Consider the following 23,619-nt stretch of genomic DNA (forward strand, 5'->3'; position numbering starts at 1 on the left):
ACCAGACTGGAACGGCACCGACCCCCGAGGAGCGACCGATGCCCGAGCCCCACCTCCGTGCCGCCGACGCCGACCGGGCCGCGGTCGCCGAGACCCTGGGGCGGAACCTGTCCGCCGGTCGGCTGACCGTCGATGAGTACGACGACCGGCTGGCCCGGGCCTGGGCCGCGAAGACCTACGGCGACCTGGCCCCGCTCACCGCCGACCTGCCCGACGAGTCCGGAGCCACCGAGGTGGTCGCCCCCGCGGCGGGGCCGGCCGGCACCGGCGGCCCGGCGTCGGCGCACACCGGCGGCGCCTTCCCCTGGGTCGGGAACGGGGGACCGTTCGGCGGGGCGCACGCCTGGGCCGGCGGCTCCTCGGTGCGGGCCGCGTGGGGCAGCTGGGCGGCCACCGCGTTGATCGTGCTCACCGTCTGGGCGATGAGCTCGTGGGGCTCAGGAGAGCTCCTCCACTTCTGGCCGGTCTGGGTCATCGGTCCGTGGGGGCTGGTGCTCACGTTCCAGACGCTCACCGCCGGGCACGATCGCGGATCCGGCGAACACCAGCGGCTCCCGCACGGCCACCGGGACTGACCCGGCGTGTCCCGGGTCAGCGGGCCCCGGCGCGGGTAGCGGGCGGGAACCGACCCCGGAACCGGAGGCCCCCGTGCACACCATGACCGACCGTTTCGCCGACGCGCTGCACCGCCTGGACGCCGACCGGGACCCCGGCCCGCTCGTCGAGCTCGCCGGTGACGACACCCAGCTGGTCAAGCTGGACGAGCACCACGAGACCCGGGGCCGGGAGGGCGCGCGCACGTTCTGGACCGACTACCGGGACGTCTTCGGGGAGATCGAGACGACGTTCACGCACACCGTCGTCGGCGAGTCGAGCTCGGCGCTGGAGTGGACCTCCACCGGCACGCTGCGCGACGGGAAGCCGTTCACCTACCGCGGGGTCACCGTGATCGAGGGGGACGAGGAACAGCTGTCCGGCGTCCGCACCTACTACGACTCGGCGGCCTTCCTCCACGGCCGCAGCGGCACCGCCTGACCCGGCGCCGAGCGCCCCGGTGACCGAGCGGTGGCCGGGGCGCCGTCGTCCGTGAACCGGATGCCGGGGTCCGGACATGTAGGGGTGTGACGAGCCCACCCACCGCTGCTGGAGCATCACCCCCCGTGGCCGGCTTCCGCGTGCACTCCGACGCGCACCGCCCACCCGTCCCGGACCCGGTCCCGCTGCGGGCCCTGCCGTCGTCGCTGCCGACGGACGCGGACCTGATCACCCGCTCGGTCACCGACCCGGGTCAGTTCACCGCGCTGTTCGACCGGCACGCCGCCGCCGTGCACCGCTACCTGGGCCGGCGGGTGGGTGACCTCGCCGACGACCTGCTCAGCGAGGTCTTCCTGATCGCCTTCCGCCGGCGTTCGGCCTACCGCCCCGAGCACCTGGAGGTCCGGCCCTGGCTGCTGGGCATCGCCACCCACGTCGTGCACGGGCACGAGCGCACCGAGCGGCGCCGGTACCGGACGCTGGCCAAGGCCGCCGGGCAGCCGGCGGAGCACGCCGCCGACCCGGCCGAGGGCACCGACCGCCTCGACGCCCAGGCGCTGCGCGGCCCGCTGGCCGCCGCGCTGGGGGCGCTGAAGCCCCACGACCGGGACGCGCTGCTGCTGCTCGCCTGGGGCGACCTCAGCTACGAGGAGATCGCCACCGTCCTGGACGTCCCGGTGGGGACCGTCCGCTCCCGCCTGCACCGCGCCCGCCGCCAGACCCGCGCCGCGCTCGGGGACGTCTCCCCGCTCGGCGACACCCCGGAGGAGACCCGATGAACGAGCTGACGCTGATCCGCGAGGCGGGGCCGGAGGCTCCGGCCCTGTCGCCCGCCGCGCGCTCGGCCGCGCGCGCCGCGCTGCTGGCCGAGATCGACGGCCCGGTACGCCGCCGACGGCCCAGCCGGCGGACGGCGCTCCGGCTGGGCGTCGCCGGCGTCGCCGTCGCCGCGGCCTGGTCGGCGGCCGTGGTCATCGCCGCGCCGGACGGCCCGGGTGCCCCGGCCAGCAGCGTGACCCTCGTCGACTTCGAGATGCCGACGTTCCCGCTGTCCCTCGACCCGGTGCCCGACGGACTCCGCCCGGCCTTCGACGGGGACGGTGACGGCGCCACGATCGCCGCCTACGACGACCCGGCCGGCGAGAACGGCTTCACGCTGCACGTCGGTGACGAGCCGACCGAGCGGCCCGGCGAGGACGAGACGGTCCAGCAGCGAGTGACCGGTGTCGAGGAGGTCACCGTGGACGGGCAGGAGGCCGAACTGGTCCGGTACTCGCGGGAGTGGTGCGACGACGCCGGCTGCGCGCGACGGGCCCTCACCTGGCTCGGCTGGGAGCGGACGGACGGCCAGTGGGTGGCCATCGAGGCCCACGGCCGGTACCGGGCCCCCGAGCGGGTGCTGCAGATCGCCGGATCGCTGGTCGACCGGCCGCAGCCGGCGACGCTGGACGTCGGGCTCGCCCCGGCCGGCTGGTCGGTGCGGGGATTCAAGATGGGCCGGGTGCTGACACTGGTCAACGACGCCTACGAGCAGCAGGAGATCACCGTCCACCTCCCGCTGGCCGAGGACGTTGCCCCGCCCGACCAGGTGCGCAGCAGCATCATGGGGCCGGTCGGCCCGCAGCAGGACGTGACCGTGCACGGCCGGCCGGCCCAGTTGGTGCCGGTCGAGACCGGGTACCTCGACCAGCGCGGCTGGTTCCTGCAGGCGCAGTTCCCCGACGGGACGACGTTCACCCTGCAGGCCCCGGATGCGCTCACCAGGGAACAGGTGCTCGAGTTCGCCGAGCAGGTGACGCACAACCCCTGACCCGGGAACGACGAAGGCCCCCTCCCTGATCGGGAGGGGGCCTTCGGCCGGGTGGGCAAGGGGGGAGTTGAACCCCCACGTCCTTTCGGACACACGGACCTGAACCGTGCGCGTCTGCCATTCCGCCACTTGCCCTGGCGAGGAAGAACAGTAGCAGCCCGGCGGAGGCACCCGACGGCACCCCCTGAGAGACCGCTCGGTGCCGGTTCTCCCGGCGCGGCGGCCACCCCGCCGGCGGGACGCTGGTAGACAGGTGGCCTCCACTCCGGGCGGACGAGATCGTCCGGAGCGCCTGCGGCGTGCGACCGGTCCGGGAGGCTCCCCCCGGTTACGATCGACGCTCAGGGCAGCGGGAGGTCGGCAGAGGGCGGAGGAGCGACTGTGGGCGTGCTGCAGCGCTTCGAGCGGCGACTGGAGGGCATGGTCGGGCTGGCCTTCGCCCGGGTCTTCAAGGGCAAGGTGCACCCCGCCGAGATCGCCCACGCCCTGCAGCGCGAGGCCGACGAGCAGCGCTCCGTGATGGGTGGTGGCCGCGTCCTGGCCCCCAACGTCTTCACCGTGACCCTCGGGCCCTCCGACCACGACAACCTCGCCGAGTGGTCCGAGCAGCTGGCGGCCGAGCTGGCCGACATGGTCGCCGAGCACGTCGAGTCCGAGGGGTACCAGACCTTCGGTGACATCGAGGTGCACCTGGAGCGCGACGAGGAACTGCGCACCGGCGTCTTCGAGGTCTCCTCCCACGTGGGCGACCGCGGCGCCCAGCACCGCGCCGAGCCGGCACCGGGAGCGCCCCCCGGCCTGCCGCCACTCCCCCCGCTGGCGGGCGTGCAGGGCGCTCCCGGCCCCGATGCGGGCGCCGTCGGCCTCGCGGGCCAGCGCACCTCCCACGTGCTCGTCGTCGACGGCCCGGGCACCAAGCACGTCCTCGAGCAGGGCAGCAACGTGCTCGGCCGCGGCACCGACGCCGACGTCCGGCTGCCCGACACCGGGGTGAGCCGCAAGCACGCCGACGTCCAGCTGGCCGGCAACCGGGTCGCCGTCGAGGACCTGGGCTCCACGAACGGCACGCTGGTCAACGGCCGCCGGGTCAGCCGGCAGGAGCTCGCCGACGGCGACGTCATCCGGATCGGCCACTCGGTGCTGGTCTACCGGCAGGACGGCGCGTGACCGCGGTCCCCGGGGGGTCCGGTGCCCGCTGAGATCGTGCTGCAGGCCTTCCGCTTCGGGTTCCTGCTGCTGCTCTGGCTGTTCATCTTCGCCGCCTTCCGGGTGGTCCGCGCCGACCTGTTCGGTGGCCGCGCGGGCCGGGTCGCCTCGGTGCCCCCACGCGCGCAGACCGGCCGCAAGCGCTCCCGCGGGCCCCGCCACCTGGTGGTCACCGCGGGCCCGCTGTCCGGCACCCGGATCACCCTCGGCGACCAGGCCATCCTCATCGGCCGGGCCGACGACTCCACCCTCGTGCTGACCGACGACTTCGCGTCCTCCCGGCACGCCCGGCTGACCAACCGCGGCGGCCAGTGGTACGTCGAGGACCTCGGGTCGACCAACGGCACCTACCTCGACCAGCAGCGGGTGCAGGGGCCGCTGCTGGTGTCCCCCGGCCAGCCGATCAGGATCGGGCAGACCGTGCTGGAGCTCCGCTCATGAGCCTCGTCCTGCGCTACGCCGCGCGTTCCGACCGCGGGCTGATCCGCGGCACCAACCAGGACTCGGTCTACGCCGGGCCCCGGTTGCTCGCCGTCGCCGACGGCATGGGCGGCCACGCCGCCGGTGACGTCGCCAGCAAGGTGGTGATCGCCGCGCTCGAGCACCTCGACGACGACGCCCCCTCGGGCGACCTGCTGCAGGCCCTCCGGTCGGCGGTCTTCGACGGCAGCGAGCACCTGCGCGAGGTGATCCGGGAGTCCCCCCAGCTGGAGGGGATGGGCACCACGCTCACCGCGATCCTCTTCGCCGGCGCCCGGGTGGCGCTGTGCCACGTCGGCGACTCCCGCGCCTACCTGCTGCGCGACGGGCAGCTGCACCAGATCACCCACGACGACACGTTCGTGCAGTCGCTGATCGACGAAGGCCGGATCACCGAGGAGGAGGCGAACAGCCACCCGCAGCGCTCGCTGCTGCTGCGCGCCCTCAACGGCCAGGACGTCGAGCCCGATCTCTCGATCCGCGACACCCGCGACGGCGACCGCTACCTGCTGTGCTCCGACGGCCTCTCCGGGGTGGTCAGCCAGGAGACGCTCGCCCAGGCGCTGACCGAGGCCGACCCGCAGGCGACGGCCGACCGGCTGATCGAGCTGGCGCTGCGCAGCGGCGGGCCGGACAACATCACCTGCATCGTCGCCGACGTCGTCGAGGACGACGGCCGTGGTGCGCTGATCGAGCCGGTCGTCGACGGCGCCGCCGGGGACAACGCCGGCCAGCGGGAGGTCGACTCGCGGTCGGCGGCCGGCCGGGCCGCCCTGGCGCACAACTCGCCGGGCCCGCCGGTGGCCGACGGCACCGCCGGGCCGTCCCCCGGCCGGGCCCGCCGCCCGCTGCGCACCGCGCTGATCGGCGGGACGGTGGTGGTGCTGCTGGCTGCCGCGGCGCTCGGGGGCTGGCTGTTCGTGATGAGCCACTGGTTCGTCGGCGTCGCCGCGGCCGACGAGGGCGACGAGGTCGCCGTGTTCCGGGGCGTCGACGCCTCGATCGCCGGACTCGACCTCTACCGGCTCGACCACACCACCGGCCTCGCCACCAGCGACCTGACCCAGGCCGCCCGCAACCGGGTGTCCGACGGGATCGCCGCGGACGACCTGGAGGACGCCCGGCGGATCCTCGCCAACCTGCGCGGTCAGCGTCTGCCCATCTGCCGCACCATCCCGAGCACCGCCGCCACCAGCTCCGCCCCCACCGCGACCCCCGCGCCCACCGTTCCTGCGCCCACCGAGCAGGCTCCCCCGGCCACCACCTCCCCCGCTGCCGACTCTCCCGCTGACGCCCCCACGGCGAGCCCGACCGGCACGGCCCCGCGGCCCTCCAGCTCGGGTGAGCCGGGGGTGGACTGCCGGGAGGTCGACTGATGACCGGTCCCGGCACCGACCCGCGCGCCGTCCCCGCCGGCGCCGCGCCCGTGCCCACCCGGCGGGGCACCGAACTGGCGCTGCTCGGCTTCGCGGTGCTGATCACCCTTGCCGCCCAGTGCATCGTCGACCTGACCGTCACCGGGTCGCTGAGCCCCGAGCTCGCCACCTTCGGCACCTGGTTCACCGCGCTGTGGGCGGTGGCGCACGTCGTCGTCCGGCGCTTCGCCCCCTACGCGGACCCGCTGCTGCTGCCCTGCGTCGCGGTGCTGGTGGGGCTCGGCCTGGTGATGATCCACCGGCTGGACATCGCCGGCGAGCAGATCGGCGCCGCCGCCACCCGCGAGGACGCCCCGGTCCAGCTGCTGTGGGCGACCGTCGGGCTGGTGCTGTTCGTCGCCGTGCTCGTGGTGGTCCGCGACCACCGGGTGCTCGCCCGGTTCGCCTACACCCTGGCCCTGATCGGTCTCGTGCTGATCGCCATCCCCGCGGTGCTGCCCTCGTCCATCTCGGAGGTCAACGGCGCGAAACTGTGGATCCGGGTGGCCGGGTTCTCCATCCAGCCCGGCGAGTTCGCCAAGATCTGCCTGATCGTCTTCTTCGCCGCCTACCTGGTCGACAAGCGCGACGTCCTCGCCCTGGCCAGCCGCAAGGTGGCCGGCCTCGAGCTGCCGCGCGGCCGCGACCTCGGCCCCGTGCTGCTGGCCTGGGCCGCATCGATCCTGGTGCTGGTCTTCGCGCGCGACCTCGGCAGCTCGCTGCTGCTGTTCGGCATCTTCGTCGTCATGCTCTACGTCGCCACCGAGCGGGCGAGCTGGCTGGTCATCGGCCTGCTGCTGTTCGCCGGCGGGGCGTTCATCGCCTACCAGCTCTTCGGCCACGTGCGGGTGCGGGTCGACACCTGGCTGGACCCCTTCGGCAACATCGACGAGGGCGGCTACCAGGTCGTGCAGTCCCTGTTCGGGCTCGGCACCGGCGGTATGTTCGGCGCCGGCCTGGGCGGTGGGCGCCCCGACCAGGTGCCGGTGGCCAAGAGCGACTTCATCGCCGCAGCGATCGGGGAGGAGCTCGGCCTGTTCGGCCTGGTCGCGGTGATCGTGCTCTACCTGGTGCTGGTCGAGCGGGGCCTGCGCACCTCGCTGATCGTGCGCGACGGCTTCGGCAAGCTGCTGTCCGCCGGCCTCGCGTTCGCGGTGGCCTGGCAGGTGTTCGTCGTCCTGGGCGGGGTCACCGGCCTGCTGCCGCTGACCGGCCTGACCACCCCGTTCCTCGCCTACGGCGGGTCCTCGCTGGTGGCCAACTTCGGCCTGATCGCGCTGCTGGTGCGGATCAGTGATGCCGCACGCCGCCCCGCCACCCCGCCGCCCGCCACCCCGCAGAAGCTCACCGACGCCCCCACCGAGGTGGTCCGGCCATGACCGCGACCCACCACCGCACCGATCACCAGCAGCGTGACGCCCCCACCGAGGTGGTCCGGCCATGACCGCGACCCACCACCGCACCGATCACCAGCAGCGTGACGCCCCCACCGAGGTGGTCCGGCCATGACCGTGACCCACCACCGCACCGATCACCAGCAGCGTGACGCGCCCACGGAGGTGGTCCGCCCGTGAACGCGCCCCTGCGCAAGGTGGCCATCAGCGTCCTGGTGCTGTTCACCCTGCTCATCGTCAACGTCAACGTCATCCAGGTGGTCCGCGCCGACTTCCTGCGGAGCCACGAGCGCAACACCCGCACCCTGGTCGAGGAGTACGACCAGGAGCGCGGGGCGATCGTCGTCGCCGGCAACGAGGTCGCCAGCTCGGTGCCCAGCGAGGGCAGCCGGCTGGGCTACCTGCGCCAGTACCCGCAGGGCCCGGTGTACGCCCCCGTCACCGGGTACTACTCGCTCATCTACGGCCGCACCGGGATCGAGGACGCGGCGAACGACGTCCTCGCCGGCACCGACGCGCGCCTGGCCTTCCGCCGGCTCACCGACATCTTCACCGGCCGCGACCCGGCCGGCGGCAACGTGGAGCTGACCATCGACCCGGCCGTGCAGCAGGCGGCGATGGAGGGTCTGGCCGGGCTCGACGAGGGGCTCGCCGGCGCCGTGGTCGCGCTCGATCCCTCGACCGGCGCCGTGCTGGGCCTGGCCAGCACGCCCACGTTCGACCCGAACCTGCTCTCCTCGCACGACCCGGCCGCGATCCGCGAGTACCGGGAGTCGCTGACCGAGGACCAGGTGACCAACTTCGCCCTCGACGAGCGCTTCGCGGCCGGCTCGATCTTCAAGGTGATCGTCTCCGCCGCGGCGCTGGCCACCGACGACTACACGCCCGAGACGGTCATCCCGGCCCCCCAGGACTACGTCCTGCCCGGTACCGAGGAGACGCTGCAGAACTTCGGCAACTCCGCCTGCAGCCCCAGCGGCGAGCAGCCGCTGATCGACGCGCTCACCATCTCCTGCAACACGGCCTTCGCCCAGCTCGGCATCGACCTCGGTGAAGACCGGGTCCGGGACATGGCCGAGGCGTTCGGCCTCGACGACGAGAAGCGGGAGATCCCGCTGCCGGTCGCCGGCAGCACGATCGGTGAGATCGACGGCGACGCCCAGCTGGGGCAGACCTCCATCGGCCAGTTCAACGTGCAGGTCACGCCGATGCAGGCCGCGATGATCGCCGCCGCGGTCGCCAACGACGGCGTGCTCATGGAGCCGTACCTGGTCGAGTCGGTGCAGGCCCCCGACCTCAGCGTCATCGACCAGACCGAGCCACAGGTGCTCTCCGAGCCGGTCTCCGAAGAGGTCGCCGAGCAGCTCACCGAGATGATGACCAGCGTCGTCGACAACGGCTCGGGTCGCCGGGCCCGGATCAGCGGTGTGCAGGTGGCCGGCAAGACGGGCACGGCGGAGAACGCTGGGGCCGACCACAACTGGTTCATCGGCTTCGCCCCCGCCGACGACCCGCAGATCGCCGTGGCCGTCTTCGTCCGCAACGGCGGCGGCACCGGCGGCGACGTCTCCGCACCGATCGCGCGCTCGGTCATCGAGGCCCGGCTGGGGGCCGGCGGCTGATGGCCGTGCGCGTGGGCACCGTGCTGGCCGGCCGCTACGAGATCACCGCCCCGATCGCCACCGGCGGGATGGGCGAGGTCTGGCAGGCCAAGGACCTCACCCTGGGCCGCACCGTCGCGGTGAAGATCCTCAAGAGCGAGTACACCGGCGACTCGAACTTCCTCATCCGCTTCCGCAACGAGGCCCGGCACACCGCCGCCCTGTCCCACCCCAACATCGCCTCGGTCTACGACTACGGGGAGACGGTGGACCCGTCGGACGGGAGCGAGGGCGGCCAGCGCCTGGCCTACCTGGTCATGGAGTTCGTCGAGGGCAAGCCGCTGGTGACGATCCTGGCCGAGCGCGGCCGGCTGACCCCCCAGCAGACCCTCGACGTCCTCGGCCAGGCCGGCGAGGGGCTGTCGGCGGCGCACGCGGCCGGCATGGTGCACCGCGACATCAAGCCCGGGAACCTGCTGGTGCGTCCCGACGGCGTGGTGAAGCTGACCGACTTCGGCATCGCCTACGCCCGGGACGCCGCACCGCTCACCCGCACCGGCATGGTCGTGGGCACCGCGCAGTACCTCTCCCCGGAGCAGGCGCAGGGGCACGTCGTCACCGCCGCCTCCGACGTCTACTCCCTGGGCGTGCTGGGCTACGAGTGCGTCGCCGGGGTGCGCCCCTTCGACGGGGAGTCCCAGGTCGCCATCGCGCTGGCCCAGATCAACCGGCCGCCCCCGCCGATGCCCGCCGACGTGCCACGGCCGGTGCGGGCACTGATCGAGCGCGCCCTGGCCAAGGACCCCGCCGCCCGCTTCCCCGACGGCGGCGCCTTCGCCGCCGTCGTCCGGCAGGTGGCCGCGGGCGGCCAGGTCGCGCCCAGCACCGCCATGACCACCGTCCTGGACCAGGACGGCATCTCCACCACGATGATCCCGGCCACCGACCCGGGCGCCGTCCGTGGTCCGGCGACCGCCCCGCGGACGATGCCCCCGCTCGCCGCCGGATCGGTCGACGGGGACCGCTGGTCGGCCAGCAGGTGGGACGGCGACGATCCGGACCCGGCGGACCGGCGCCGCAGGCTGCTCATGGTCATCGGTGCGGTCGTCCTCGTGCTCGCCGTGGCCGGTGGCCTGTTCGCGGCGGTGACCGCCGGAGGTGACGAGGACCGGAGCCGCACGGCCGACGACGACCCTTCGGCGACCAGCACCGCGCCCGCCCGCACCAGCGCATCCGACGCCATCGCCTTCGACGTCGCCGACTACGTGGGCGAGGACGTCGACGACGTCCGGTCGACACTGGCGGGACTCGGCTTCGTCGACGTCCGACAGGAGGCCGCCACGCAGGACCAGCTCCAGGCAGCCGGCGTCGAGCTGGCGGCCGGCGAGGTCGTCACCGCCTCGCCACCGGCGGGGCAGTTGGCCGGGGACGAGACGATCACCCTCTACGTTGCGGAGTCCGCTTACTCGCCGGACGAGCAGGACGAGGACCAGGGCGGCGGAGCATCGGTCAGCCAGAGCCCCTCCGGTGGGGGGAGCACCCGGTCGACAGCGACCGCGACACTCACCGTGACCGCCACGCAGACGCCCACGGCCAGCAGGCAGAGCCAGACCCCGTCCTCAGCGACCCAGTCGTCGACGCCCCCTCCACCAGCCGTGGAGCCCCCGGCCGATGAGCCACCGGCCGAGGAGCCACCTCCAGAGGAGCCACCGGCTGAGGAGGAGGGCGGGCAGCAGGCCGGGACGAACCTGGGAGCCCCTGCGGGTGGCCCTGGCGGTCCACTGGGCACCCCGTGACCCTCGTGTCACGCACTGCTCGCGTCTCACGCACTGCTCGCGTCGCGCCGGTGCGGCCGCCGTCAGCGATTAGGCTCCGCGACGGCGTGGCGCAGACCCGGTCGTCGGCGCCTCCGCACCGCACGGCCCGAGAGGAACCCCGATGACCAGCCCCCAGGTGCTCGGTGAGCGCTACGAGATCGGCGGGGTGCTCGGCCGCGGCGGCATGGCGGAGGTGCACCGCGGGCGCGACCTCCGGCTCGGCCGTGAGGTCGCCGTCAAGGTGCTGCGCCAGGACCTGGCCCGCGACCCCTCGTCCCAGGTCCGCTTCCGCCGCGAGGCGCAGGCCGCGGCCTCGCTGAACCACCCGGCGATCGTCGCCGTCTACGACACCGGTGAGGACCGCACCGCCACCGGCGCCACGCCCTACATCGTCATGGAGTACGTCGAGGGCGAGACGCTGCGCGACGTGGTCCGGCACGAGCGCCGGCTGTCGCCGGAACGGGCGATGTCGTTGACCGCCGACATCTGCGCGGCGCTGGACTTCAGCCACCGGAACGGCATCGTGCACCGGGACGTCAAGCCCGGCAACGTCATGATCACGCCCCAGGGCACGGTCAAGGTGATGGACTTCGGCATCGCCCGGGCGGTGTCGGACTCCGCCGCGACCATGACCTCCACCGCCGCGGTGATCGGCACGGCGCAGTACCTGTCCCCCGAGCAGGCCCGCGGCGAGGGCGTCGACGCGCGCTCCGACGTCTACTCCGCCGGCTGCCTGCTCTACGAGCTGGTCACCGGGAGCCCGCCGTTCACCGGCGACTCCCCGGTGGCGGTCGCCTACCAGCACGTGCGCGAGGACCCCCGGACGCCGTCGTCGATCAACCCCGAGATCCCGCCGGAGCTCGACGCCATCCTGCTCAAGGCGATGAGCAAGAACCCGGCCAACCGGTACCAGTCCGCCGCCGAGATGCGGGCGGACCTGCTGCGCGCCGTCGCCGGCCAGCGCGTCGAGGCGACGCCGGTGATGAGCGACGCCGAGAAGACCACCATCATGAACGGCGCGGCCGTCGGCCCGCAGGGCTACGACGACCGGCACTGGGACGCCGAGGACGACGAGGCGGCCCGCAAGCGCAAGCGGAACCGGGTCATCGCCGCGGTCGTGGGGGCGCTGGTGCTCATCGCCGCCGTCGTCGGGGTCCTCATCGCGATCAACGGCGACGACGAGCCGACCGAGCCGGTGGTGGAGATGTCCACCGTCCCGACGCTGGTCGACCTCACCCGCCAGGAGGCGCTGGCCGAGATCGTGGCGGCGGACCTGACCGAGGGCACCATCACCACGGAACCGAGCACCGAGGAGCAGCGCGACCGGGTCCTGCGCTCCGACCCGGCCGCCGGCGAGGAGGTCGACCCCGGCACCCCCGTCGCGCTGGTCATCGGCGCCGGCCCGGAGGCGGTGACCGTGCCCGAGGTGATCGGGCTGACCGAGTCCGGTGCGCGCAACAGCCTGAGCACCGCCGGGTTCACCGGGATCGTCAACGCCAGCCAGGTGGACTCCCTCGAGCCGGCCGGCCGCGTGGTGTCCATCTCGCCGGGTGAGGGCACCCAGGCCCCTCCGGACCAGACGTTCACCCTCGGCATCTCCACCGGCAGCGTCGAGCTGCCCGACGTCTCCGGGCAGACCGAGCAGGCCGCCCGACAGGCCCTGCTCGACGCCGGGATCCCGGCCGGGAACATCACCGCGCAGAACGTGGAGCGCGGCGACGTCGCACCCGGCACCGTGGTCGGCACCGAGCCGGGCGCGCGGACCCAGGTCACCGCGGGCGACACGATCACCCTGCTGCTCGCCGTCCCCGAGCCGACCGACCCCACGCCCAGCGCGACCCCCACCGCCACGCCGACCGAGACGGCGGCCGGGACACCGACCGAGACGGCCCCGGCCCCGGGCGACTGAGCAACCGGACACCGACGACGAGGGCCCCTCCCCGGGAACACCGGGGAGGGGCCCTCGTCGTCGAGCGGGGCGCTGCGGAGGTCAGACGGTGGCCGTGGTCAGCCGGCGGACGGTCGCGGCGGCCGAGGCGACGACGTCGGGGTCGGGCGCGAGCCCGCACCGGGTGAGCCAGTTGGCCAGCAGCTGGTGCCCGCCCTCGGTCAGCACCGACTCGGGGTGGAACTGCACACCCTCGATCGGCAGCTCCCGGTGCCGCAGCGCCATCACGATCCCCGACGGCGTCCGCCCGGTGACCTCCAGCTCGGCCGGCACGCTGCCGGCCTCCACAGCCAGCGAGTGGTACCTGGTCGCGGTGAACGGCGAGGGGAGTCCGGCGAGCACGCCCTCCCCGTCGTGGACCACCTCGCTGGTCTTGCCGTGCAGCAGCTCCGGCGCCCGGCCCACCACGCCACCGAAGGCCTCGGCGATCGCCTGGTGCCCCAGGCACACGCCCAGGACGGGCAGGTCGGCCTCGGCGGCGGCCCGCACCATCGGCACGGTCACCCCGGCGTCCACCGGCGTGCCCGGCCCCGGCGAGAGCAGCACCCCGGCGACGTCCAGGTCGCCGAGCTCGGCGATCGTCACGGCGTCGTTGCGCCGCACGATGCTGGGCACGCCCAGCTGTCCCAGGTACTGGACCAGGTTGTAGACGAAGCTGTCGAAGTTGTCGACGACCAGCACCGGCCGCCGCACCACGGGGGCGGAGGCGGTCACAGGTCCACCGTCACGTCGGCGAGAGGCACGTCGGCGGGAAGCGCGTCGGCGAGAGGCAAGGCAGGCTCGATCCACGGGGAGACGGCGAACGGGAGCAGCGCGACCACCGGGACCAGCACCGGCGAGGCGACCGCTCGCCGGCGGTGGCCCCAGGGGAGGTGCCGCCGGATCCAGGTGTACACGTCCGGTCTCCCTCCCGTCACCTGCGGGTCACCCGGCGGGGGATGAGCCGGCGTCGACCTCCGCGTAGCGCACGTCCAGCGGGCCTTCGTAGGCCGGCAGCGACACCTGCCGCTCGTCGGACACCCGGTAGGTGAGGCCGTACGCCTCGGCGGCCTGGCGCAGCACCGTCACCTCGCGCGAGGCCGCCAGCTCGCTGCGCATCTCCTCGGAGTCACCGACCGCGGTGATGACGAACGGCGGGGAGTAGGTGCGGCCCTGCAGCAGGAGGGTGTTGCCGACGCAGCGGACGGCGCTGGTGGCGATCAGCCGCTGGCCCATGATGGCCACCCCGTCGGCGCCGGCGGCCCACAGCGCGTTGACCACGCCCTGCACGTCGGACTGGTGGATGACGACGTCGTCGGGTGTCGCCCCGGTGGGCAGTCCACCGCCGACCGGGCGCGGGGCGTCGTCCAGCACGATCTCCACCCCGGACCCGCGCACGGGGGTGAGCCCCGCGGCGGCCAGGCCGCGCGCGGACCCGGCCTGCACCGCCGCGACCTCGACGTCACGGGTGGCCGCCTGGTCGGTGAGCGCCTGGACCCGACCCTGCAGCCGGACCAGTTCCTCCTGCTGGCGGGCGGCGACGGCGTCCCGCTGGCGGATGAGCTCCGACAGCTCGGTGATCTCCCCGGCCCGCAGGTCGGTGCCGCGCGCGGTCTGCCCGGAGGTGGCGAACAGCAGCCCGGCCGTCAGGGCGACGACGGGCACCAGCGCCGTCCAGACCGAGGAGCGGGACCAACGGGCCACCGGTACCTCCTGGGGGTCGGTCCGGGTACCCGGACAGGGGAAGCGGCCCGTCTCGAGCACGGCCGGTTCTCCCAGCAGCTTAGGCTGGGAGGAGGTCATGCCGGGGCGACAGTGCCCCGGCCCGGGAGGGAGTCCGCTCAGGTGCCGAAGTCCAAGGTGCGCAAGAAGTCGGTCTACACGCCGCCCGAGGGCGTGCTCCCGTCCTCGGCGGCACGGGCACGGGCGGCCCAGCCCAGTCCCCGCTGGTACGCGCCGGTGATGATCGCGCTCATGCTGCTCGGCCTGCTGTGGATCGTCGTCTACTACGTCGCCGGCCAGGACCTGGGCTTCATGGTCTCCCTCGGCGCCTGGAACTTCGCGATCGGGTTCGGCGCCATGGTGGCCGGCCTGGTCATGTCGATGCGCTGGCGCTGACCGCCGCTCGCGTCACGGAGGCCCTCGTCCCCCTGGGGACGGGGGCCTTCGTCGTTCCCGGGTCCGGGGACGCCTGCGGTGGCCGCCGGGCAAGGTCGACTTGACGTCTCCGCGCAGGTCAACGGCGTGAGCAGGGCACCACGCAGCGTCCGACTGTGCACAGCGGCCCGCTCCGTCCACAGGTGGCGCGGGCCGATGTCCACCGGGTTGTCCACCACATGTGGAGTCGGGAGGCGCGCTCGCAGGGCGCTGACCTGCGCAGACGTGGGGCGTGTGACTCGTGGGGCAGAAACGGCAGCGGGGTAACTACACCCGTGGAACTCCGTCCCCAGCTGTGTACACACCTGTGGGAATCCGGGTCCGATCTGGCGCCCCTCGACCCAGGAACAGCTCCCTACTACCCGGCAGCCCGAGGCGCAAACCAGGAGCGTGACGGGCCGTTCCCGGGCGTGTTGTCGACTTCCCGGCCCTGTGGACGAACCGCGGGATCCCACCGCACCCCTCCCGCAGGGGACTGCGGTCGTGCCCGGCGCCGTGGACCGCGATGTGGTCAGTCGGTCACGAGCTCCAGCAGGGTCGCGTTGGCCAAGCCGCCGCCCTCGCACATCGTCTGCAGCCCGTAGCGGGTGCCGGTGGACCGCATGGCGTGCACCAGCGTCGTCATGATCCGGGCACCGGAGGCGCCGAGCGGGTGACCGAGGGCGATCGCCCCGCCGCGGACGTTCACCCGCGCCGGATCGGCGCCGGTCTCCGCCAGCCAGGCCAGCGGTACCGAGGCGAACGCCTCGTTGACCTCGAACAGCCCGATCTCCGCCAGTTCGATCCCGGCTCGGTCCAGCAGCTTGCGCGTCGCCGGGATCGGCGCGGTCAGCATGATCACCGGGTCGTCACCGGCCACGACCGTGGTGTGCACCCGGACGATCGGCCTCAGCCCCAGGTCGGCGGCGCGGTCGGAGGTGGTGACCAGCAGGGCCGCGGCGCCGTCGGAGATCTGGCTGGCGTTGCCCGCGCTGACCACGCCGTCGGCCTGGAACGGCGTCGGCAGCGCGGCCAGCCGCTCCAGGGTGCCGCCGCTGCGGATGCCCTCGTCGACGGTGACCAGCGCGCCGTCGGGGGTGGGAACGGCGATCAGCTCGTCGTCGAACGCGCCGTCGGCCTGCGCCTTGCCGGCCCGCTCGTGCGAGCGGAGCGCGTACTCGTCGAGTTCCGTGCGGCTGAGCCCCCACCGGGCGGCGATCATCTCCGCGCCCACGCCCTGGTGCGGGGCGACCCCGCCGTACCGGGTCAGGAAAGCCGGGCCCAGCGGGCTGCCGGCCGTGCCGTCGCCGGCCGAGGAGCCCATCGGCACCCGGCTCATCGACTCCACACCGCCGGCGACCACCAGGTCCGCCTGCCCGCTGACCACCGCCGCGGCAGCGAAGGCAACGGCCTGCTGCGAGGAGCCGCACTGCCGGTCGACGGTGGTGCCGGGCACCGACTCCGGCCAGCCGGCGGCGAGTGCGGCGAGCCGGCCGACGTTGGCGGTCTGCTCCCCGACCTGGGTGACGCAGCCCCAGATCACGTCGTCGACCTCCGCCGGGTCGATCCCGGTGCGCGCGGCGAGCGCGGCGAGCACGGTCGCCGACAGGTCGACGGCGTGGACACCGGCAAGCCCTCCCCTGCGCCGGCCCACCGGCGTGCGGACCGCGGCGCAGATGACGGCATCGCGCATGACCCCTCCTCGTGTCGACGCTGACCCGGCCGGGGGCGAACCCGGTGGAAGTGATGCAGGTCTCCCGGACGGAGTACACCACGGACGGCTGACAAGCTGGTCGGGTGCAGTGGTCCCCACGGGTCGGCGAGACGGTCGCCCTGGCCGCCGTCGGCCTGGCTCTGGCGGCGGGCGCCGCGTTCTCCGACCCGGCGGGCAGGCTGCTGCTCGGCGCCGCGGCTCTCCTGCTCGGCGGGATCGCCGTCCGCGACGCCGTCCTGCGCCCACGCCTGCGCAGCGGCCCGGAGGGCGTCACGGTGCGTGGGATGACCGGGGCCACGACGATCGCCTGGCCGGCGCTGCGGGTGCGGCTGCGCGAGCAGCGTCGCTGGGGGATCCGTGGGCGCACGCTCGAGCTGGAGGACCGCCGCGACGACGCCGTCCTGGTGGTGCTGGGCCGCCGCGACCTCGGTGCCGACCCGGCCGTGGTGGCCGAGGCGCTGCTCGCCCCAGGTGCGTCGCGCTAGCTAGCGCAGCCCGCCGAACACCAGCACCAGCAGGACGACGACGACCACCGCGACCCCGGCGACCTGGAGGGCCCGGTGGCGCCGTGCACCCACGAGGACGGCGGCGGTGACCGCGCCGGTGACCAGCCCGCCGAGGTGGCCCAGCAGCGACACCCCGGGCAGGAAGCTGATGAACAGGTTGATCGCCAGCAGGGTGAGCAGACCCCGCAGGTCCTGCTTCTGGTGCAGCAGCACGACGCCCAGCGCGCCGAGCAGGCCGTAGATGGCGGCCGAGGCGCCGACCACCCCGCCGTAGTACGAGCCGAACACCTGCAGCGCCGCGGAGCCCCCCAGCGCGGAGACCAGGTAGACGGTGAGGAAGCGCCAGCGGCCCAGCTGCCGCTCCAGCTCGGAGCCGAACAGCAGCAACGCGAGCATGTTCAGGGCCAGGTGCACCGGGCCCACGTGGGTGAACGCGCTGGTGACCACCCGCCACCACTCACCGGCGTCGACCGCGTAGGGGCTCGTCGCGAAGTCGTTCTGCAGGGGGGAGGAGAAGCTGTTGAACGGGTTGACGTCCACGGTGGCCGCGGAGACCGCCGTCGCGAGGGCCACGGCGACGTTGAGCGCGATCAGCGTCAGGGTGACCACGCCCCAGCGGCGGCCGGCCAGCCGCGCCCCGGTGGTCCGGCGCGGGCGCCGCACCTCGGCCGCGCCGACGCGGACGTCCTCGGGGCACTGGAAGCCGACCGACGCCGGGATCATGCACTCCGGGCAGATCGGCCGGCCGCAGCGGGTGCAGCGCACCCCGGTGGGCCGGTCCGGGTGCCGGTAGCAGGTAGCGGGCGGGGGCACCGGCTGCGGGTCGGCCCCGCCGGTGCCCCCGGTCCCGTCAGGGGTGGTCAGCTGCGCTGCACCTCGACCGACTCGATCACCACGTCGTCGACCGGGCGGTCGTTGCGGCCGGTGCGCACGGCGGCGATCCGGTCGACGACCTCGCGGCCGGCCTGGTCGGCCACCTCGCCGAAGATGGTGTGCTTGCGGTTGAGGTGCGGGGTCGGGCCCACGGTGATGAAGAACTGCGAGCCGTTGGTGCCCGGGCCGGCGTTGGCCATCGCCAGCAGGTAGGGGCGGTCGAACGACAGCTCCGGGTGGAACTCGTCGCCGAACTGGTAGCCCGGGCCACCGAAGCCCTGGCCCAGGGGGTCACCGCCCTGGATCATGAAGCCGCTGATGACGCGGTGGAAGATCGTGCCGTCGTACAGCTTGTCGGTGGTCTTCTCCCGGGTGGCCGGGTGCGTCCACTCGCGGGCGCCCTCGGCCAGGTCGGCGAAGTTCGCGACCGTCTTGGGGGCGTGGTCGGGGAACAGGTCGACGGTGATGTCGCCGTGGTTGGTGTGCAGGACGGCGCGCCGTGCGGCGGGGGTCTGTTCGGTCACGACACCACTCTCCCACTGCGGTCCGCCGGTTCGCCGGGGCACCCGGGTGCACGGCCCGGGCCGTCGGCGGCTGGAGTGGAGACGAGGGGAATCGAACCCCTAACCCCCGCCTTGCAAAGGCGGTGCTCTGCCAATTGAGCTACGTCCCCGGGAGCACGGCCGGAGCCGTGCGGTGGATCAGGAGGAGCGGGGGGTGCTGACCGAGCCGGGTCCGCGGGTGGCCTCGGCCCACAGGTCGGCCTCGCCCTTGCCGGCCGAACGCTTGCGGACGGCGACGACGGCACTGGCAGCGATCGCTGCGACCGTCAGCTTCTTCAGCACCCGGTGACCTCCTCGGACGGTGCGGTCACCGCGACCCGGCGACCGCTGTCGGTGACCGGGCCCGGCCGACTCGTACGAGCCGGCCGGATCCTGGTGCACGGGTGGGCCTGGGAGGACTTGAACCTCCGGCCTCATCCTTATCAGGGATGCGCTCTAACCGCCTGAGCTACAGGCCCGTGGACCGTGGAGAAGCTTACCTGGCCCACCTACGGCCCCGCCGCGGGGGTGTCCAACCGTGGGCGTAGCGCGTGGGCATGGCACCCGAGGAGTCGTCATCTTTCGACGGACAGCCAACGGGCGCTGCCCTACCCTCCCTCTCTCGCAGGGGACGGCGGCCGAGTCAACGGCCTGCCTGGAACGGCCAGACCCCTTGGCGAGGAATGCACCGCGAACGCCGGCCGCACCCGTTAGCGGCGGGGGGCGACGAGTGACCGAACAGCGGCTGTCATCGCTCGACGCGTCTCGGCCCATCCCGCCGGATCACGCGGTGGGCTTGGCCGGTTCTCTTCGACATCCGAGATGCGCAGGTAACGCCTCTGGTTGAGCTCGATCTGGACTGCGTCGACACGTTCATCGTCGGCCCATCGCTCGACGATGTACCCGCCGGTGAACCGGACGTTGCGAGCGATGGTGAGACCTGCCTGGCGGAGTGCTCGCTCGACCCGATCGCTGGCATCGGCGCTTGCTGTACGCCCGTTCCCATCTCCGAGCACCACATCCACGCCGAGCGGGAGACCGAAGCTGTGCAGGTCCAGCAGCAGAACCCGGCGGTGCTGCTGCAGGGCCGCGTTGACGGCCCGGTCAAGTGCCTGGTGGTAGGGGCCATGAGCCATGTCGAGCCGAGCTTGCAGGTCCTCGTTGGTCAGTTCTCGGTCATACAGGGGCACGCCGGCAGGGTCGCGGGCCGGCACGGCGGTGGACCAGAAGTCGCCGTGGAGAGGCGGTGCCAGTGCTCGATTGGCGTCAGCGACGAAGCGACTCAGTCGGGTCAGCACGGTGGGAACAGAGAGCTGGTCTGACAGATCGAAGAGCTCAGCGGTGTACCAGTCTGACCACAGTGTTTCCGGGGGAAGCCGCAGTCCCTCGGTGTACACCTGCGGCACATGTCTGCCCCCGTGCGGGACGGACAACAGAACGGCGGCCGGCTCGCTCGAGTGGAGGGTGGTTACATCACCGCCCGCCATGGCGACCCTTCTGTCGTGCCAGCACTCCCCTGGCGGAACGCGCGACGGTCGTCGTGCGCATGACGACGGCGCGGTTCCACAGCTTCGGTGCTGCCTGCTCACCGATGGCATCAACAGACCTCCGTGCGGCCTGCCGGTTCAGTCCCCACCCAAGGCCTGGCTGCCCGGCTGGTCCACCAGTGATTGAGGCGGTCTGTGATCCTGCTCAGTCTCGCTCGGCGAGGGTGACCTCAAGGCCACCGACGAGGTCCGAGCAGAGGTTGTAGATGAACGCCGCCACGGTGCACAGCGCCGTCAGGAGCACGATGTTGATCGCGCCGATCACCGCGGCGCCGCCGAAGACGATCCCGGCGGTGATGACGTCGCCGCCACCCTCGTCGGAGGTGCGCAGCTGGGCGAAGACCTCGTTGAGGGTGTCGAACACGTCCAGGCCGCCCAGCACGCCGTACAGGATGCCGACCGCGACCATCCAGACGAAGAAGAGCGCGATGGACACGACCAGCGAGATCTTCAGCGCCGACCAGGTGTCGATGTGCCGCAGCTGCAGTCGCGCCCGCCGGGGGCCACGGCTCTTCCCGGTGGCCCCCGCCGTCCCGGCGGCACCGCCGGGGCCACCGTCGGTGGGGGCGCCGGCGGGACGGGCGGCCCGCGGTGGTGTGGCGCCGGCCGGGGGCAGCGTCACCGCCTGGGTGGCGTCGACCGGCGGGGGATCGGTCGGGGTGGCGGTGCGGCCGCCGGCAGGGCGCGCGGCCTCGGCCCGGGCGCTCCCGGAGCGACCGCTGCCCGCCCGGGCGGCCCCGGCACGAGTGGAATCGTCGAAGCCGGGCCGGTCGTCCCCGACTCCGCTCCTGCCGGCAGTCGGGGTGGCCCCGTCGCCGGCTGCTCCGGAGCTGGCCTCGGGCGGCGTCCCCGCGTCCGGCGTGCCGGTCTCCTCACGGGAGTCGGCACGCACCGAACTGCGGGTCCGGTCGCTCATCCCAGTCTCCTGTCCACCAGCGGCAGTCACCGCACCGAGGCACCTCCCGGTGGGCGGCATCCACTGGTGCGCCCACCGGTCACTGCCGGGTCGTCATGCAGCCCGGGGAGGGGACGTCGTCGTCCCGTCCCCGGGCTGGCATCCGTTTCAGCCTAGGCTTCGGGCTCGTCGTTGTCCGTCGTACGCGCGATAGCCACGATCGAGACATCTTCGGGCAAGTTCATGAGCTTGACACCCATCGTCGCCCGGTCCCGGGTGTGCCGCACGCCGTTGACCGGCGTCCGGATCACGCCGCCACCGGAGGTGATGGCGTACAGCTCGTCGCCGAGCACCACCGCGAGCGCCCCGACCAGCGGGCCCTTGCGGGCCTTCGGGTCAGCGGTGAGCACGCCCTTGCCGCCGCGCCCCTGCTCCGGGTAGTGCTCGATGCCGGTGCGCTTGGCGTAGCCGCCCTCGGTGGCGACCAGCACGTCGACGCCCTCCTGGACGACGATCATCGACAGCAGCGTGTCGTCGTCGGCCAGCGAGATGCCCCGCACGCCCTCGGTCGCCCGCCCCATCGGCCGCAGCTGGGCGTCGTCGGCCTTGAAGCAGATCGACATCGCCTTGCGGGTGACCAGGAGCAGGTTCTGCTCCTGGTTGATCAGCGCGGCGCCCACCAGCTCGTCGCCCTCGCGCAGGTTGATCGCGATGACGCCGCCGCTGCGGGGGGAGTCGAAGTCGGTGAGCCGGGTCTTCTTCACCTGCCCCTTGGCGGTGGCCAGCACCAGGTAGGGGGCGACCGTGTAGTCCTTGATCTGGATGACCTGGGCGATCTTCTCGTCCGGCTGGAACGCCAGGATGTTCGCCACGTGCGCACCGCGGGCGGTGCGCGCCGCCTCGGGCAGCTCGTAGGCCTTCGCCCGGTAGACGCGGCCCTTGTTGGTGAAGAACAGGATCCAGTCGTGGGTGGAGCCCACGAAGAACTGCTGCACCAGGTCGTCCTGCTTGAGCTGCGCGCCCATCACGCCCTTGCCGCCGCGCCGCTGGGAGCGGTAGAGGTCGGCCTTGGTGCGCTTGGCGTAGCCGGTGCGGGTGATCGTGACGACCACCTGCTCCTCGGCGATGAGGTCCTCCATCGAGACGTCACCGTCGTTGGCCACGAACTGGGTGCGCCGGTCGTCGCCGTACTTGTCGACGATCTCGCGGAGCTCGTCACGGACGATCTGCCGCTGCCGCTCGGGCGAGTCGAGGATCGCCTGCAGATCGGCGATGCGGGCCTCGATCTCGGCCAGCTCGTCCAGGATCCGCTGCCGCTCCAGCGCGGCGAGCCGGCGCAGCTGCAGGTCCAGGATCGCGACGGCCTGGATCTCGTCGACGTCCAGCAGCTCCATCAGGCCGGTCCGGGCGGCCTCGGCGGACTCGCTGCGGCGGATCAGCGCGATCACCGCGTCGAGCTGGTCGAGGGCCTTGGCGTACCCGCGCAGGATGTGGGCGCGCTCCTCGGCCTTGCGCAGCCGGTAGCGCGTGCGCCGGACGATGACCTCGACCTGGTGGGTCACCCAGTGCTTGACCAGCTCGTCCAGGCGCAGCGTGCGGGGCACGCCGTCGACGATCGAGAGCATGTTGCAGCCGAAGGTGGTCTGCAGCTGGGTGTGCTTGTAGAGGTTGTTCAGCACCACCTTCGCGACCGCGTCCCGGCGCAGCGTGATGACCAGCCGGCGACCGACCCGGTCGCTGGACTCGTCGGCGATCTCGCTGATCCCCTGCAGCCGGCCCTCCTTGACCGCCTCGGCGATCGACTCGGCCAGGTTGTCCGGGTTGACCTGGTAGGGCAGCTCGGTGACGACGAGCTGCACCCGGCCCCGGCTGTCCTCCTCCACGGTGACGACGGCGCGCATGCGCACCGACCCGCGGCCGGTGCGGTAGGCGTCCTCGATCCCCTCACGGCCGACGATCAGGCCGTGGGTCGGGAAGTCCGGGCCCTTGATCCGCTCCATGCAGGCGGTGAGCATCTCCTCGGCCTCGGCCTCGGGGTGGTCGAGCACCCAGTACGCCGCCTCGGCGACCTCGCGCAGGTTGTGCGGCGGCATGTTGGTCGCCATGCCGACCGCGATCCCGGCCGAGCCGTTGATGAGCAGGTTGGGCACCCGGGAGGGGAGCACCACCGGCTCCTGCGTGCGGCCGTCGTAGTTGGCCTGGAAGTCGACGGTCTCCTCGTCGATCCCCGACAGCATCTCCATGGCCAGCGGGGTCAGCCGGCACTCGGTGTAGCGCATCGCGGCCGGCGGGTCGTTGCCCGGCGAGCCGAAGTTCCCCTGGCCGTCGATCAGCGGGTACCGCATCGACCATGGCTGGGCCAGCCGCACCAGGGCGTCGTAGATCGCCGAGTCGCCGTGGGGGTGGTAGTTGCCCATGACCTCCGCGACCGGGCGGGCGCACTTGACGTACCCGCGGTCGGGGCGGAAGCCCTGGTCGTACATGGCGAACAGCACGCGGCGGTGCACGGGCTTGAGACCGTCGCGCACCTCCGGCAGCGCGCGGCCCACGATCACGCTCATCGCGTAGTCGATGTAGCTGCGCTGCATCTCCTGCTGGAGGTCGACCGCTTCCACGCGGTCGCGGCTGGGTGTCTCTGTCACGTCTGGTTCTCCACAAGTCGATACACAGCGGTGGGAAAAGGGCCCTCGTGTCCCCCACCGCGCGCGAGCTCGCGGCGGG

At 73.2% G+C, this 23,619-nt stretch carries 23 protein-coding genes and 3 tRNA genes; 13 read left to right on the forward strand and 13 right to left on the reverse strand.

The features are described 5' to 3' along the window. Positions 1-38 precede the first annotated feature (38 nt). From ACI79Y_RS07480 to ACI79Y_RS07495, 4 genes are all read left to right on the forward strand, one after another. On the forward strand, positions 39-575 hold the full coding sequence (locus tag ACI79Y_RS07480; protein WP_457157870.1) for a DUF1707 SHOCT-like domain-containing protein: 537 nt from the start codon (positions 39-41) through the stop codon (positions 573-575). Positions 576-657: 82 nt separating this feature from the next. Beyond that, on the forward strand, positions 658-1,035 hold the full coding sequence (locus ACI79Y_RS07485) for a nuclear transport factor 2 family protein (protein WP_457157871.1): 378 nt from the start codon (positions 658-660) through the stop codon (positions 1,033-1,035). A gap of 125 nt (positions 1,036-1,160) precedes the next feature. Next, positions 1,161-1,814, forward strand: a complete 654-nt coding sequence (locus ACI79Y_RS07490; RefSeq protein ID WP_457157872.1) for an RNA polymerase sigma factor — start codon at positions 1,161-1,163, stop codon at positions 1,812-1,814. Next, positions 1,811-2,845, forward strand: coding sequence for a hypothetical protein (locus tag ACI79Y_RS07495; protein WP_457157873.1), 1,035 nt, complete (start codon positions 1,811-1,813; stop codon positions 2,843-2,845). The genes ACI79Y_RS07490 and ACI79Y_RS07495 overlap by 4 nt, the downstream gene beginning before the upstream one ends. Positions 2,846-2,897: 52 nt before the next feature. On the opposite strand, the gene ACI79Y_RS07500 is transcribed toward ACI79Y_RS07495, so the two are convergent. Continuing rightward, positions 2,898-2,980, reverse strand: a tRNA-Leu gene (locus ACI79Y_RS07500). A gap of 252 nt (positions 2,981-3,232) precedes the next feature. Between ACI79Y_RS07500 and ACI79Y_RS07505 the strand changes: the two genes are divergently transcribed. From ACI79Y_RS07505 to pknB, 7 genes are all read left to right on the forward strand, one after another. Then, a complete protein-coding gene (locus ACI79Y_RS07505; RefSeq protein WP_457157874.1) occupies positions 3,233-4,012 on the forward strand; it encodes an FhaA domain-containing protein in 780 nt (259 codons plus the stop codon). 21 nt (positions 4,013-4,033) lie between these two features. Then, positions 4,034-4,492: an FHA domain-containing protein FhaB/FipA gene (locus ACI79Y_RS07510; protein ID WP_457083367.1), complete on the forward strand. Its 459-nt coding sequence runs from the start codon at positions 4,034-4,036 to the stop codon at positions 4,490-4,492. Further along, on the forward strand, positions 4,489-5,907 hold the full coding sequence (locus ACI79Y_RS07515; RefSeq protein ID WP_457157875.1) for a protein phosphatase 2C domain-containing protein: 1,419 nt from the start codon (positions 4,489-4,491) through the stop codon (positions 5,905-5,907). Before ACI79Y_RS07510 ends, ACI79Y_RS07515 begins: the two co-directional genes overlap by 4 nt. Continuing rightward, positions 5,907-7,325 carry an FtsW/RodA/SpoVE family cell cycle protein gene (locus tag ACI79Y_RS07520; RefSeq protein WP_457157876.1) on the forward strand — a complete coding sequence of 473 codons (1,419 nt, stop codon included), beginning with the start codon at positions 5,907-5,909 and terminating at the stop codon, positions 7,323-7,325. The genes ACI79Y_RS07515 and ACI79Y_RS07520 overlap by 1 nt, the downstream gene beginning before the upstream one ends. A gap of 191 nt (positions 7,326-7,516) precedes the next feature. Next, entirely contained in the window at positions 7,517-8,962 is a 1,446-nt protein-coding gene (locus ACI79Y_RS07525) for a peptidoglycan D,D-transpeptidase FtsI family protein (protein WP_457157877.1), read from the forward strand. Then, positions 8,962-10,737, forward strand: a complete 1,776-nt coding sequence (locus ACI79Y_RS07530; RefSeq protein ID WP_457157878.1) for a protein kinase domain-containing protein — start codon at positions 8,962-8,964, stop codon at positions 10,735-10,737. Before ACI79Y_RS07525 ends, ACI79Y_RS07530 begins: the two co-directional genes overlap by 1 nt. A 142-nt stretch (positions 10,738-10,879) precedes the next feature. Then, positions 10,880-12,667, forward strand: a complete 1,788-nt coding sequence (gene pknB / locus ACI79Y_RS07535; RefSeq protein WP_457157879.1) for a Stk1 family PASTA domain-containing Ser/Thr kinase — start codon at positions 10,880-10,882, stop codon at positions 12,665-12,667. Positions 12,668-12,748: 81 nt separating this feature from the next. On the opposite strand, the gene ACI79Y_RS07540 is transcribed toward pknB, so the two are convergent. The 3 genes from ACI79Y_RS07540 to ACI79Y_RS07550 are packed head-to-tail and all read right to left on the reverse strand — an operon-like array spanning position 12,749 to position 14,389. Continuing rightward, positions 12,749-13,420, reverse strand: a complete 672-nt coding sequence (locus ACI79Y_RS07540) for an aminodeoxychorismate/anthranilate synthase component II (RefSeq protein WP_457157880.1) — start codon at positions 13,418-13,420, stop codon at positions 12,749-12,751. Then, complete coding sequence (locus ACI79Y_RS07545; RefSeq protein WP_457157881.1) at positions 13,417-13,602, reverse strand: hypothetical protein; 186 nt, start codon at positions 13,600-13,602, stop codon at positions 13,417-13,419. Before ACI79Y_RS07545 ends, ACI79Y_RS07540 begins: the two co-directional genes overlap by 4 nt. A 28-nt stretch (positions 13,603-13,630) precedes the next feature. Further along, positions 13,631-14,389 (reverse strand): DUF881 domain-containing protein, encoded by a 759-nt coding sequence (locus tag ACI79Y_RS07550; RefSeq protein ID WP_457157882.1) that lies wholly within the window; start codon positions 14,387-14,389, stop codon positions 13,631-13,633. Between the two features lie 141 nt (positions 14,390-14,530). Here ACI79Y_RS07550 and crgA point away from each other — a divergent pair, with 141 nt between their 5' ends. Further along, positions 14,531-14,803: a cell division protein CrgA gene (gene crgA, locus ACI79Y_RS07555; protein WP_457157883.1), complete on the forward strand. Its 273-nt coding sequence runs from the start codon at positions 14,531-14,533 to the stop codon at positions 14,801-14,803. A 550-nt stretch (positions 14,804-15,353) separates the two neighbouring features. Here crgA and ACI79Y_RS07560 read toward each other — a convergent pair. After that, the gene (locus tag ACI79Y_RS07560; protein ID WP_457157884.1) at positions 15,354-16,514 is read right to left on the reverse strand and encodes a thiolase family protein; all 1,161 of its coding nucleotides are present in this window, start codon (positions 16,512-16,514) and stop codon (positions 15,354-15,356) included. Between the two features lie 104 nt (positions 16,515-16,618). Here ACI79Y_RS07560 and ACI79Y_RS07565 point away from each other — a divergent pair, with 104 nt between their 5' ends. After that, the gene (locus ACI79Y_RS07565; protein ID WP_457157885.1) at positions 16,619-17,020 is read left to right on the forward strand and encodes a PH domain-containing protein; all 402 of its coding nucleotides are present in this window, start codon (positions 16,619-16,621) and stop codon (positions 17,018-17,020) included. On the opposite strand, the gene ACI79Y_RS07570 is transcribed toward ACI79Y_RS07565, so the two are convergent. The 8 genes from ACI79Y_RS07570 to gyrA form a co-directional block, all read right to left on the reverse strand. Beyond that, on the reverse strand, positions 17,021-17,854 hold the full coding sequence (locus tag ACI79Y_RS07570; RefSeq protein WP_457157886.1) for a rhomboid family intramembrane serine protease: 834 nt from the start codon (positions 17,852-17,854) through the stop codon (positions 17,021-17,023). Between the two features lie 47 nt (positions 17,855-17,901). After that, positions 17,902-18,438: a peptidylprolyl isomerase gene (locus ACI79Y_RS07575; protein WP_457083393.1), complete on the reverse strand. Its 537-nt coding sequence runs from the start codon at positions 18,436-18,438 to the stop codon at positions 17,902-17,904. Positions 18,439-18,514: 76 nt separating this feature from the next. After that, a tRNA-Ala gene (locus tag ACI79Y_RS07580) sits at positions 18,515-18,587 on the reverse strand. A 28-nt stretch (positions 18,588-18,615) separates the two neighbouring features. Then, positions 18,616-18,759: a DLW-39 family protein gene (locus tag ACI79Y_RS07585; RefSeq protein WP_457157887.1), complete on the reverse strand. Its 144-nt coding sequence runs from the start codon at positions 18,757-18,759 to the stop codon at positions 18,616-18,618. A 102-nt stretch (positions 18,760-18,861) separates the two neighbouring features. Further along, positions 18,862-18,935, reverse strand: a tRNA-Ile gene (locus tag ACI79Y_RS07590). A gap of 231 nt (positions 18,936-19,166) precedes the next feature. Beyond that, entirely contained in the window at positions 19,167-20,054 is an 888-nt protein-coding gene (locus ACI79Y_RS07595; RefSeq protein ID WP_457157888.1) for an N-formylglutamate amidohydrolase, read from the reverse strand. Positions 20,055-20,148: 94 nt separating this feature from the next. After that, entirely contained in the window at positions 20,149-20,919 is a 771-nt protein-coding gene (locus ACI79Y_RS07600) for a DUF3566 domain-containing protein (RefSeq protein ID WP_457157889.1), read from the reverse strand. Between the two features lie 152 nt (positions 20,920-21,071). Then, positions 21,072-23,540, reverse strand: a complete 2,469-nt coding sequence (gene gyrA / locus ACI79Y_RS07605) for a DNA gyrase subunit A (protein ID WP_457157890.1) — start codon at positions 23,538-23,540, stop codon at positions 21,072-21,074. Positions 23,541-23,619 lie beyond the last annotated feature (79 nt).

The organism is Modestobacter sp. SYSU DS0875, from assembly GCF_054050915.1.

Bases quoted from the DNA above. Each gene is read 5' to 3' on its own strand.
- ACI79Y_RS07520 (WP_457157876.1), top strand. From the start codon at position 5,907: ATGACCGGTCCCGGCACCGACCCGCGCGCCGTCCCCGCCGGCGCCGCG.
- ACI79Y_RS07485 (WP_457157871.1), top strand. From the start codon at position 658: ATGACCGACCGTTTCGCCGACGCGCTGCACCGCCTGGACGCCGACCGG.
- ACI79Y_RS07495 (WP_457157873.1), top strand. From the start codon at position 1,811: ATGAACGAGCTGACGCTGATCCGCGAGGCGGGGCCGGAGGCTCCGGCC.
- ACI79Y_RS07530 (WP_457157878.1), top strand. From the start codon at position 8,962: ATGGCCGTGCGCGTGGGCACCGTGCTGGCCGGCCGCTACGAGATCACC.
- ACI79Y_RS07515 (WP_457157875.1), top strand. From the start codon at position 4,489: ATGAGCCTCGTCCTGCGCTACGCCGCGCGTTCCGACCGCGGGCTGATC.
- ACI79Y_RS07480 (WP_457157870.1), top strand. From the start codon at position 39: ATGCCCGAGCCCCACCTCCGTGCCGCCGACGCCGACCGGGCCGCGGTC.
- ACI79Y_RS07560 (WP_457157884.1), bottom strand. From the start codon at position 16,514: ATGCGCGATGCCGTCATCTGCGCCGCGGTCCGCACGCCGGTGGGCCGG.
- pknB (WP_457157879.1), top strand. From the start codon at position 10,880: ATGACCAGCCCCCAGGTGCTCGGTGAGCGCTACGAGATCGGCGGGGTG.
- ACI79Y_RS07600 (WP_457157889.1), bottom strand. From the start codon at position 20,919: ATGAGCGACCGGACCCGCAGTTCGGTGCGTGCCGACTCCCGTGAGGAG.
- ACI79Y_RS07595 (WP_457157888.1), bottom strand. From the start codon at position 20,054: ATGCCATCGGTGAGCAGGCAGCACCGAAGCTGTGGAACCGCGCCGTCG.